This is a genomic window from Bacteroides zhangwenhongii (assembly GCF_009193325.2).
Lineage (GTDB): Bacteria > Bacteroidota > Bacteroidia > Bacteroidales > Bacteroidaceae > Bacteroides > Bacteroides zhangwenhongii.
Window position 1 is genome coordinate 299902 of sequence record NZ_CP059856.1, and the last position, 12814, is coordinate 312715.

A 12814-nucleotide genomic window follows, 5' to 3' on the forward strand; every position below is an offset into this window, starting at 1 on the left:
GACATAAGGAGATAAGCGATTGATAGAAAAACATAAGAATGTTTGGTACTCTGAGGAAAAAGCATTACCTTTGCACTAACAATTTCCGCCACGCCTCTTTACAATGCGTACCAGGGCGGAACTTATTTTTTATATACCTATGGTAACATACACTAAGCAATCCATAAGCCTTTCCGACCAGATGGCTATGTTGAAAAGCAAAGGACTTCTGTTTGACGATGAGCAAGCGGCGGTCGAATGCTTGAAAATCATCAGTTATTTCCGTTTGGCTAATTATTGGAAACCTATGGAAAGCGACAAGGTGAACCATGTATTTAAGCCTAAGAGTAAGTTTGAGAACGTAGTGGTCTTGTATAATTTTGACAAAGAATTACGCACTATCATTTTTTCAGCCATACAAAGCATCGAGATTGCATTGCGTACTAAAGTTATTCAGGTTGTATCATCTAACTATGGTGCATTTTGGTTTGCTAATGAATCATTATTCTCCAACACAACAATCTTCTCTAAATGCCTCTCCAATATAGAAGACGAATTGAAGCGCTCAAAAGAAGATTTTTTGATTGAACACTTCGCCAAGTACGATACCCCACCATATCCACCTGCGTGGAAAACCTTGGAAGTGTCATCTTTCGGAACACTCTCAAAGCTATACTGCAATTTATCAGACAACAACCTTAAAAAGCAGATTGCAAGAGAGCTTGGTTTGCCACAGCACCTGTATCTTGAAAGTTGGATAAAAAGCCTGTCCGTATTGCGTAACTGCATAGCACACCATGCCCGTATATGGAACAGGAAATATCCTTGGAAGCCACAACTGCCCAAGAAACTACAAAATCCTTGGATTCAAGACAAAGCTATATCACAGGAAAAGCTATATGCTCAATTGTGCTGTGTGGCCTACCTGATAGATGCGATTCATCCCAACAATAACTTCAAGCAGAAGTTAAAGGTGCTCCTGTCTGAATACTCTATTGTTGATGTTGCTGCAATGGGATTCTCTAAGTCATGGTATAACGAACCGCTTTGGAAATAGCTTAAAGGCTGATTAAAGGTATTCTCACTATTGTCTCCAGCAGTCATTACCTTCCGTTCCAACATTTTGTGAGTAACTGTTCAACATATTCGTTTCTATCTATTATCATAATAGCTCACTCTTAGGATGGTTATGAAAATTCGGTCGCATATTACGACCATTTTGTCAGTACAAGAAATGCTCTTTTTTTTGACTACCCAAAACAATGCAATAATTAATATCCCAGATTCATATAGAAGGGACGACTATTCGCCTGTTTCTTCACCCCACCTTCGCCGTAAACGTTATTCGAAAGATAAACAATTTGTTAGAGTCTTCTACTCCGTCCCGCATCAATACGTAGGAAAATGAACAACAGTATCGTAAAGCCCCATAAAGAAGAACCTCCGTAGCTAAAGAAAGGTAATGGGATACCGATGACCGGAGTAAGTCCCAGCACCATGCCTATATTAATAAATAGGTGAAACAGGAAAATGCTGAGGACTGAATAGCCATAGACCCGACCGAAGGTGGAGGGTTGACGCTCCGACAAGAAAATCAAGCGGAAAATCAAGATCAGGAAAGCTATCAAGACGGCTGCCGAACCGACAAAACCTTGCTCCTCTCCCACCGTACAGAAGATGAAATCAGTATCCTGTTCGGGAACATATTTCAGTTTGGTCTGCGTACCATTCAGGAAACCTTTCCCTGTCAATCCACCGGAACCGATGGCAATCTTGGATTGGTTGACGTTGTATCCCGCACCGGTCAAATCTTCTTCCAAACCCAATACCACTTTGATGCGGACTTGTTGATGGGGCTCCAATACGCTATCGAATACATAATTGCTGGAATATAAAAATCCGATAGAGCCGATGGTAAATAAAGCGATTAGAAAGTAAGCACGCTGACGCTCACTTAATGCTAAATAAATCAAATAGCCTATTGCAACAGCACACAGTCCCCACTGCACCCAGACCAGACTAAAGTGTACCCAATATTCCGAGATCAAATAGGCAATCAACAATATCCCCAGACTTCCACCGATAATATTGCGGGCAGCCGCCCATTTCTTACGATATACCCACACCATGCCACCGGCAAACAATAAAATCAGTAACAATACAATAAACTCTCCCAACGGCGTAGGGGTATCTGCAATAAAGACCTCGTCAAAACGAATACCGACCACAAAGTAGATTACCGCACAGACACCTGCAAAAAGTACTACTCCCGGCATTCCTTCCCGATAAAGCACCAAGAAAAAGGCGAGATATACCAATGCGGACCCTGTTTCCCTCTGCCCGATAATCAATAACATCGGCAGAAGAATAATCAATCCCAAAGCTAAAGCACACTTTTCTTTCTTGATACTGAATGAGTAGGCATTCATATATTTGGCCAATGCCAAAGCTGTAGCAAACTTAGCGAACTCGGCGGGTTGCAGGCTGACCGGCCCCATCACCAACCAGGAACGGGAACCTTTTGTATCCGGAGCAATAAAAATCGTGACAATCAACAGAAGAATCATCCCTATATATATAATGTACGCGAACATATCGTACATCCGGTCTTCCAACATCAGCAACACAAATCCTAGCCCGAAAGAACAGATAATCCAAACGAACTGCTTACCGGCACGAGTCGAGAAGTCGAGAAAATCACGCTCGCCATAGTCATAGCTGGCTCCGCACACGCTGAACCATCCGCCAATAATCAGGAGCAGGTAAATACAAATCGTCACCCAGTCCAAAGATTTCCATAAACTATCGCTCCTCGTTACCATACAATATCACTCTGTTACTAATTTCTTCCGCTCTTATCTCATTTTCCGGCGACAACTTGCCTTTCATATATTGTTCCATCATCAAAGCACCGACCGGCACTCCGTATGTGGCTCCCCATCCTCCATTTTCCACATAGACGGCAATGGCTATTTTCGGCTTGTTCATTGGCGCAAAGCCCATAAACACCGAATGGTCATGTCCGCGATTCTGTGCCGTACCTGTCTTTCCGCAGGCTTCCAATTCCGGGACCATCATTGACAGCATACGGCAAGTTCCTCCGGTAGCGGCGGCACGCATACCTTCCACTACCGATTCATAATGTCTTTTTTCAATTGTGGTATAACGAGGAGTGCGATAAAGACTGTCTATCCGGTTATCTTGAATTTCTTTCACGATATGAGGCGTGACAAAATATCCTCTATTGGCAATCGTCGCTCCTAGATTGGCTATCTGAAGAGGGGTAGACAAGATTTCTCCCTGACCGATAGAAATACTGATCACCGTCAATCCGTTCCAATGCCCGCGATAAGCCTTGTCATAGAACTGTGCATTCGGAATCAACCCCCGTTTTTCTCCCGGCAGGTCGACTCCCAGTTTGTAACCGAACCCTTGCGAAACCATGTGATCTTTCCATACGGTAATAGCATTTTGCGGCGAACCATACTTACGGTCACCGAACATACGGAACAGCCCCCAACAGAAATAAGAGTTGCACGATGTAGCAATGGCGGGTATCAGCGGAAGCGGTGCTCCATGGCTATGGCAACCTACCGTCAGCCTGCCGTAATGGAATCCGCGCGAACAGGGAAAAGTCGGACTTTGCTCTGTTATAATACCTTCTTGTAAGAAAGTCAGCCCTTGTGCTGTCTTGAAAGTAGAGCCCGGAGGGTAGACTCCCATCAAAGCACGGTTCAACAATGGTTTCATCTTGTCGCGTTGCAACATCAGATGATTCTTACCACGCTGACGACCGATCATCAAATGCGGATCATAATTCGGGGAAGATACCAGGCAAAGGATCTCACCGGTCTCCGGCTCGATAGCTACAATACTTCCGATCTTGTTCTTCAACAAGCGTTCGCCTAAAATCTGCAAATCAATATCCAGACTCAATGTCAGGTTCTTGCCGGGAACAGAGGGACGATCGTAGGCCCCATCCATATAGTGCCCCTGGATACGGCCATGCGCATCACGAAGCAGAATTTCAATACCTTTTTCTCCACGCAGGTACTTCTCATACGATTTCTCTACGCCTAACTTTCCGACATAATCTCCACGAATGTAGTATCCGTCTTCATCCGCTTCCATCTCTTTGGCAGATACCTCTCCGATGTCGCCCAACGCATGGGCAGCCGCATTGTAAGAATATTGGCGGATCGTACGACGTTGGATATAAAAGCCACGAAACTTAAATAGCTTTTCCTGAAAGACACCGCATTCCTCCGCCGACAACTGCGACATAAACACTTGATTCGTGTAACGGGAATATCCCGGATTACGGCGACGGTCTTTCATATCGCTCATAATCTTCAAGAATTGGGCACGGGTGATATTCAACGACTGGCACAAGTCGAGCGTATCGAGATTCTCGACTTCCTTCGGAACAATCGAAATGTCGTATGCAGGCTGATTGAATACCAACAGTTTCCCGGTCCGGTCGTAAATCGCTCCACGCGAAGGATATTGGATTTTATTCAGAAAAGCATTACTGTCAGCATTCTTCTTATAGTCATCTGTTGTGATCTGCAATGCGAAAAGCCGTACCAGATAAATCAAAACAATAGACAGAGCAATGCCTCCGATAACAAATTTACGTTTCTCTAATCTATAATCTTTTGCCATTTTTTACTTCCTTATGCCTTCAACAGCTACAATACAGGTTACAGTCAGAATGGTGCAAAGTAACACCCGCAGCAGCAACAGCCAAATGCTGGAAAACGAGAAGAACTCAATGGAGAGTAACGCCAGGCTATGTACAAAAACACTTGCAGTCGTATATTTAAGAAAAGGAGTAATCCCTATCGTCTTGAAAGACGGGATGAAGCTATCCAGATTATCGCGAGGTGTGAACAGTCGCAGTAAAGAAGGACGGAGAAAAGCAAGCAGCACCGTCGCAGCCGCATTCATTCCCGGAGTATCAGCAAATACGTCGATAGTCAGTCCGAAAAAGAAAGCCCACAACATCAACTCATTCCGCGAAGTGCCGGAGTCAAACTTTAGGATAAAATAAATATAAAGAAAAGGAGTAGCATAACCTGCTATATGGACATTATTCAGGATAAGCACTTGAAGAAGCACCAAGCCGATAAACCATCCGATTCTATGTATATAGGTGATAATCATTCTTTCGTTACCTTATTTTCAAGTTTCTTCTGCTCTTCCTGCCCATTCCGGGCTATCACACGGACATCGCCGAGCTTTCCGAAATCGGTAGCCAGCTTGATTTTCAGCAGGTAGGACAACCCGTCATTAGAGTCGGACATATCATCCACCGTACCTACCATAATGCCTTCCGGGAATACGGTCGAGAATCCGCTGGTCACTACGGTATCGCCCAAATTGAATTCCGCATGACGGGGCAGGTCTTTCAGATAAGCGTAACGCGAATCTCCATGTTCCCATTTCAGATAGCCGAAATAATCACTGCCTATAATCTTGCAACTTATATTGGACTTGCTGTTCAGTACAGAAATCACCACCGAATAAGATGGAGAAGTTTCATACACGATACCTACAATTCCGTTACCGTCTATCACTCCCATCTCAGAGCGAATGCCGGAGGAAGAACCTTTGTCGAGCGTGATATAGTTATCGGGCAGTGTCAGACTGTTTTTTATCACATGAGCCTTGAACAGCTGATAGTCACTTTGAGGCATCTGCCGGACACTGTTAATGGTAATAGAGTCCACCTGGCGTTCTTTCAACGCTTTCTCCAGATTGGAGATCTGCTGTTCGAGCAACATATTCCGGTCCAGTAAATCCTCATTGACCGATTTCAAATGAAAGTAAGAGGAAATGCCTCCCGATACATCATAAACCGCCCCCACAACCGTATTGGCAGAAGTGAAAAAAGCACTCTGCTGATAACGGTTGAACCGAAATAACAAAACAAAACTGGCTACCTCTAATAAGATAAAGAGGAACCAGTAATTGTATTTCAGAAGGAAGTTTATTAAATTCCGCATCCCTGAGTTATCTCATTAAGAAAGAGAAACGATCTACATTCTTTAATGCAACTCCCGTGCCTTTAGCTACAGCGTGCAAAGGATCTTCCGCAATGTGGAAAGGAATATTGATCTTATCAGTCAGTCGCTTATCCAACCCACGAAGCAATGCGCCACCACCGGAAAGATAGATACCGTTGTGCACAATATCAGCATAAAGTTCAGGAGGTGTACTTTCCAACGCACTCAAGATAGCCGTTTCTATTTTCGAGATTGATTTTTCCAGACAGTGAGCCACTTCCTGATAGCATACAGGTACCTCCATCGGAAGAGCCGTGATACGGTTAGGACCGTGAACGATATAATCTTCCGGAGCTCCTTCACCCAATTCGGTTAAGGCAGCGCCCACATTTATCTTGATACGTTCCGCCATACGTTCGCTGACTTTCACGTTATGCTGACGGCTCATGTATTCACGGATGTCTTCCGTCAGATCATCACCCGCCACACGGATGGAGTTATTGGAAACAATACCTCCCAAAGAGATAACGGCAATTTCCGTAGAACCACCACCTATGTCCACAATCATATTCCCTTCCGGAGCCTCTACGTCAATGCCGATACCAATAGCCGCAGCCATCGGTTCGAAGATCAGATAGACATCCCGTCCGCCGGCATGTTCGGCAGAGTCACGAACGGCACGGAGTTCAACTTCCGTACTTCCCGAAGGAACACCGATCACCATACGAAGAGAGGGTGAGAATAAGTGATTGCGTGTATTCACCCGCTTAATCAAACCGCGCATCATCTGCTCGCAAGCGTAGAAGTCGGCAATCACACCATCTCTCAACGGACGGATAGTGCGTATGTTTTCGTGGGTCTTTTCGTGCATCAACTTCGCCTTTTCCCCCACGGCTATCATCTTATCCGTACGACGGTCCAAAGCCACAACCGAAGGCTCATCCACCACGATTTTCCCGTTCGTGATGATGATGGTATTGGCTGTACCCAAGTCCATCGCTATTTCTTGTGTAAAAGAGAACAATCCCATTCTTAATTATTATTTTTAGTGTTTAAAATGACGGATACCGGTAGTCACCATCGCCATACCATGCTCATTGCAATAAGCAAAAGACAAATCATCTTTTACCGAGCCGCCCGGTTGGATTACTGCCGTAATACCTTCCTTATCCGCAATTTCCACACAATCGGGGAAAGGGAAGAAGGCATCCGAAGCCATCACCGCGCCATTCAAGTCGAATCCGAACGACTTAGCTTTTTCAATTGCTTGTTTCAATGCATCTACACGTGAGGTCTGTCCGACACCGCTTGCGAGAAGCTGCTTGCCTTTTGCCAATACAATGGCGTTTGACTTACTGTTCTTCACAATCTTGTTAGCAAACAACATATCTTCCACCTCTTCCGGAGTAGGAGCTTTGTCTGTTACAGTTTTGAGGTCGGCTACCGTTTCAATATTAGTATCTTTATCCTGCACCAATACGCCATTCAGCAAAGCACGGAATTGCTTCTTCGGCAATTTGGCTTCCTTGCGAACGAGAATGATGCGGTTCTTTTTCTGTCCAAGGATTTCGAGTGCGTCCACATCATAATCCGGTGCGATAATCACTTCAAAGAAAATCTTGTTGATTTCTTCGGCTGCTTCTTTGTCAACAACCCCATTTGTAATCAACACGCCTCCGAAAGCGGAAACAGGATCACCGGCCAATGCATCTTTCCATGCATCCAGCACAGTAGACCGTGAAGCCAGACCGCAAGCGTTATTATGTTTCAGAATAGCGAAAGTGAGGTCGTCAAATTCATCAATCAAATCAACGGCAGCATTGATATCGAGAAGATTATTATAAGAGATTTCCTTTCCGTGAATCTGGTCGAACATCGCTTCCAGATTTCCGTAGAAATAGCCCTTCTGATGCGGGTTCTCACCATAACGAAGTTGTTTTTGGCTATTGACAGAGCAACGGAAAGCAGAACCTTCGCCTGCATCAAAATAATTGAAGATCGCTGAATCGTAGTGAGAAGAAACGGCAAACGCTTCTTTTGCCATCCAACGGCGTTCTTCGAGTGAGGAAGTAGCGCCGTGCTCCATCAACATATCCAGCAACGGTTTGTATTGTGCCTGAGAAGCAACGATAATTACGTCGTTGTAGTTCTTGGCTGCGGCACGAATCAGAGAGATTCCGCCTATATCGATTTTCTCAATAATATCTGCTTCGGATGCACCGGAAGCTACGGTAGCTTCAAACGGATACAGGTCAACAATGACTAAATCTATTTCAGGGATTTCATACTTTTCAATCTGTTGCAGATCTTGCTCCAGCCCGCGACGACAAAGAATACCTCCGAATATTTTCGGATGTAACGTCTTTACCCGACCACCGAGAATAGAAGGGTAAGTGGTCAAATCTTCCACTGCCTTACAAGGATATCCCAATGATTCAATAAACTGACGAGTTCCTCCTGTTGACAAGAACTCTACTCCTTCTTCGTGAAGTTTGGTAATAATTTCATCCAAACCTTCTTTGTGGTATACAGATACCAATGCAGTTTTTATTCTTTTAGACTCTGACATTGAATTGCTTATTAAGTATTTGGTGTGCAAAGTTACGAAATATTGTTTATCGTACGTAATAAATAAGGTGTGAATTAATAAAAAAAAGCGTTGACTCTCTCAAACAGAAAATCAACGCTTCTTCGCAAAGTATATTTTTGTTCAAAAACTATTACCAGATGGACACCCGTTTGTCTTTAGCCACGAACATAGGATCCTGCTCAGTAATATTGAATGCTTCGTACCAGTTTCCAATATGAGGAAGTGCACCGTCTACACGCCACTTGCCTAATGAGTGAGGATCGAGTTTTGTCAATCGGAGAATTTCTTCCGGACGGATATTTCCTGCCCATACATTAGCATAAGCAAGGAAGAAACGTTGTTCGGGAGTAAATCCGTCTACTGTTTCAAGCGGTGCATTAGCTGTCGCGTTCTTGAAAGCCTGGAAAGAAACTTGCAGACCGCCATGATCGGCAATATTTTCACCCAAAGTCAACTGACCGTTGGCATGCACACCGGGAGCTACTTCAATACTGTCAAAGAAGTTCACCATTACTTGGGCACGTTCCTTGAACTTTTCAGCATCCTCTTCCGTCCACCACTCTTTCAGGTTTCCGTCTTTGTCATATTGACGTCCCTGATCGTCGAATCCATGTGTCATCTCATGCCCGATAACGACTCCGATAGCACCGTAATTCATTGCATCATCGGCGTTCATATCGAAAAATGGCGGCTGCAGGATAGCTGCGGGGAAGCAGATCTCATTGGTAGTAGGATTGTAATAAGCATTAACAGTCTGCGGTGTCATCAACCATTCATCCTTATCTACCGGCTGACCGGCTTTGGCAATCATTTCATTGTAATCCCATTGACTGGCACGCTCGATATTCGCCCAATAAGAATCATTCTTAATCTCCAAAGCCGAATAATCTTTCCACTTGTCCGGATAACCGATCTTTACATGAAAAGCATCCAGTTTCTCCAATGCTTTCACCTTAGTCGGTTCGCTCATCCATTCCAGCGCCTTGATACGTTCGCCCAAAGAAGTTTGCAGATTCTTCACTAAGGTAACCATACGCTCTTTTGCTGCAGCCGGAAAGTATTTTTCTACATACATCTGTCCTACCACTTCACCGAGAACAGCGTCTACCGTACTTACCGAACGCTTCCAACGAGGCTGCATTTCTTTCTTACCGGACATCGTCCTACTATAAAAATCGAAGTTCTGAGCTTCAAAGTCATCGCTAAGATATGAAGCGGCAGCATCTATCAAGCTCCATTGCAAGTACAATTTCTGATCGTCCAATGATACAGTGTTAATCACATCGGCAACTTCTTTCATAGCGGCAGGCTGACCTATGTTCACTTCCTTCAGGTCTTTCAAACCTGAAACAGCGAAATAAGTATCCCAGTCGAAAGTCGGGATGTTCTTTTTCAGCGTTTCCATATCCATCTTATTATAATTGGCATGAGGATCACGCAATTCCACTTGTGAACGGGCCGCTTTAGCCAAACGGGTTTCAATGTTCATTACAGCTTTTACCGCTTTCTGTGCAGTAGCCTCATCATAACCTGCCAACCGGAACATCTTGGCGATGTGTTCCTGGTATTTGTTACGGATGTTGGTAGTCTGTTCGTCTTCTTCCAGATAATAATCGCGTTGTCCCATTCCGATACCACCCTGATAGGTCTGTACTATATTCATCGAACTGTTCATATCATCCGCACCAACAAACATCGTGAAGTAAGGCCGTATACCTCTCTTCTGACTTTCGGCAATGTATGCGTAGATTTCGTTCTTGTCTTTCAGCGCATCGATAGCGGCCAATTCGTCTTTAATCGGAGCTACTCCCTCCTGGTTCAACTTCACACTATCCATTGCGATATTGTAAAGGTCGCCAACTTTCTGAGCGGCGCTTCCCGGAGCATTGTCCGTCTTTGCGGCCAGTTCGGCAATCAGGGATTTCAATTGTTCACGGCTGTTCTCACGCAACATATCGAATGTTCCGAAACGGGAATATTCGTCAGTCAACGGGTGATCTTTCACCCAACCGCCACACGCATATTGATAAAAACTTGTACCCGGCACAGCCGTGGTATCCAGATTAGCAAGGTCGATACCGGACGTCAGTACGGCCTCTTTCTTACTGTTACATCCTGTTGTCATAAGGCATACCGCAAGAATTGGTAAATACTTGGTTACTTTCATACTTAATATAATATATTATAGAATTATCATGTTATGCGAAGGAAGGCCCTAGCCTTTCACTTCTTCCAGTTCCATCGACACCCGTTCCCACTCTTCAACGATTGTGTCCAACTGTTGTTTCAGTTTCTGATGGCGTTCATATAGCTGCATATCCGAAGCCCCTTCCGGAGTCGCCATCTTCTCTTCCACAATGGCAATCGCGGCTTCCGTCTCTTCTATCGAGGCTTCACAGTCCGCTACCTGACGTTCGAGTTTCTTAATCTTCTTATTCAACTCTTTCTGTGCCTCATAAGAAAGTTTGTTCTCCGAAGGTTGCACGGCTTCCTGTTCTCCATTTCCTTTGGCTGTTGCCGTAGGAGAAACAGACAATCCGGCGCCTTTTTGAAGTTCATTCAGGCTATCTATCTTTTTCTTTTGCAGAAATTCATAAATACCTCCGAGATGCTCTTTCACCACTCCTCCACCGAACTCATATACTTTAGTCGCAAGTCCGTCCAAAAAATCACGGTCGTGACTGACAAGAATGACTGTGCCGTCAAATTCACGGATCGCTTCTTTCAACACATCCTTTGAACGCATATCCAAGTGATTGGTCGGTTCGTCAAGAATCAGGAAGTTTACAGGTTCAAGAAGAAGTTTGATCATTGCCAATCGGGTACGTTCTCCACCGGAAAGGACTTTGACTTTCTTGTCCGAAGCTTCGCCGCCAAACATGAAGGCACCCAAAATATCCCGTATCTTCAAACGGACATCTCCCGTTGCTACCCGGTCTATGGTATCAAACACCGTCAGATTCTCATCCAACATCTGTGCCTGATTCTGTGCAAAATAACCAATCTGAACATTATGACCGATGGTCAGTTTGCCGTCAAAGTCAATCTCACCCATTATACATTTCACCAATGTAGATTTACCTTCACCGTTCTTACCGACAAAAGCTACTTTCTCTCCCCGATTGATAGTGAGGTTTACATCATGAAAAACAACATGATTACCATACGCTTTGCGCACGTCTTCGCAAATCACCGGATAGTTTCCGCTACGGCTGGCAGGAGGAAATTTCAAGCGAAGCGAGGAGTTGTCTTCTTCATCCACTTCAATACGCTCTATCTTTTCCAATTGCTTGATGCGGCTTTGTACCTGCACGGCTTTGGTTGCTTTATAGCGAAAGCGTTCAATGAAATCTTCCGTATCCTGTATCTGTTTCTGTTGATTCTCGTAAGCGCGGAGCTGCTGTTCGCGACGTTCCTTACGCAAGACAACAAATTCGTCATACTTCACTTTGTAATCATAAATCTGCCCACAGGTAATTTCGATAGTACGTGTGGTTACGTTGTTCAAGAAAGCGCGGTCGTGGCTGACTAGTACGACAGCATTGGCACGAGTTGCCAGAAAATTTTCCAGCCATTGGATACTTTCGATATCAAGATGATTGGTCGGCTCGTCGAGCAGCAGCACATCCGGACGGCGCAACAACAATTTTGCCAGTTCGATACGCATACGCCAACCACCGGAAAACTCTGAAGTAGGACGATCAAAATCCTCACGGCTGAATCCCAGTCCAAGAAGTGTCCGTTCGATTTCCGCCTGATAGTTCGTGCCCCCCATCATCAGGAAGCGGTCGTTCTCATGCGTGAAACGGTCTATCAACTGATGATATTCCTCCGAATCATAGTCTGTCCGTTCAGCCAGTTCCTGATTCATTCGTTCCAACTTTGCCTGAAGTTCAAAAATATGTTCGAATGCCTGTTCCGCTTCTCCCATCACCGTCCGGTTGTCGGAAAGAATCATGACCTGAGGCAAATATCCGATAGTTACATCTTTCGGAGTAGCTACAACTCCATGTGTCGGCGATTGTAAACCTGCCAATATCTTCAACATGGTCGATTTTCCCGCACCATTCTTGCCGACTAACGCAATGCGGTCTTTCTTATTGATAACATAACTGACATCCTCAAAAAGGGGTGTCGCATTAAATTCTACTGATAATCCTTCTACTGAAATCACTTCTGTCTCTGATTTATAAGATTTTGGACTGCAAAGATAATGAATAATTATTGTATAAATGTC

9 protein-coding genes are annotated in these 12814 nt (G+C 44.5%); 1 reads left to right on the forward strand and 8 read right to left on the reverse strand.

Features of this window, described 5'->3' with window-relative positions:
- The first annotated feature begins 139 nt into the window (after positions 1-139).
- Positions 140-1036 (forward strand): Abi family protein, encoded by an 897-nt coding sequence (locus GD630_RS01345; protein WP_143867560.1) that lies wholly within the window; start codon positions 140-142, stop codon positions 1034-1036.
- A 307-nt stretch (positions 1037-1343) separates the two neighbouring features.
- On the opposite strand, the gene rodA is transcribed toward GD630_RS01345, so the two are convergent.
- The 8 genes from rodA to GD630_RS01385 all read right to left on the reverse strand — a co-directional run bounded on the left by rodA (position 1344) and on the right by GD630_RS01385 (position 12751).
- A complete protein-coding gene (gene rodA, locus GD630_RS01350) occupies positions 1344-2801 on the reverse strand; it encodes a rod shape-determining protein RodA (RefSeq protein ID WP_007764064.1) in 1458 nt (485 codons plus the stop codon).
- Positions 2782-4644, reverse strand: a complete 1863-nt coding sequence (gene mrdA, locus GD630_RS01355; protein WP_143867561.1) for a penicillin-binding protein 2 — start codon at positions 4642-4644, stop codon at positions 2782-2784. Before mrdA ends, rodA begins: the two co-directional genes overlap by 20 nt.
- 3 nt (positions 4645-4647) lie before the next feature.
- A complete protein-coding gene (mreD, locus tag GD630_RS01360) occupies positions 4648-5145 on the reverse strand; it encodes a rod shape-determining protein MreD (RefSeq protein WP_007755858.1) in 498 nt (165 codons plus the stop codon).
- Positions 5142-5987, reverse strand: coding sequence for a rod shape-determining protein MreC (gene mreC, locus GD630_RS01365; RefSeq protein ID WP_143867563.1), 846 nt, complete (start codon positions 5985-5987; stop codon positions 5142-5144). The genes mreD and mreC overlap by 4 nt, the downstream gene beginning before the upstream one ends.
- A 7-nt stretch (positions 5988-5994) precedes the next feature.
- Positions 5995-7017, reverse strand: a complete 1023-nt coding sequence (locus GD630_RS01370) for a rod shape-determining protein (RefSeq protein WP_007755856.1) — start codon at positions 7015-7017, stop codon at positions 5995-5997.
- 15 nt (positions 7018-7032) lie between these two features.
- Entirely contained in the window at positions 7033-8556 is a 1524-nt protein-coding gene (purH, locus tag GD630_RS01375; protein WP_007764054.1) for a bifunctional phosphoribosylaminoimidazolecarboxamide formyltransferase/IMP cyclohydrolase, read from the reverse strand.
- Positions 8557-8707: 151 nt separating this feature from the next.
- Positions 8708-10744: a M13 family metallopeptidase gene (locus tag GD630_RS01380; protein ID WP_143867565.1), complete on the reverse strand. Its 2037-nt coding sequence runs from the start codon at positions 10742-10744 to the stop codon at positions 8708-8710.
- A 48-nt stretch (positions 10745-10792) separates the two neighbouring features.
- Positions 10793-12751 carry an ABC-F family ATP-binding cassette domain-containing protein gene (locus tag GD630_RS01385; RefSeq protein WP_143867567.1) on the reverse strand — a complete coding sequence of 653 codons (1959 nt, stop codon included), beginning with the start codon at positions 12749-12751 and terminating at the stop codon, positions 10793-10795.
- Positions 12752-12814: the final 63 nt, after the last annotated feature.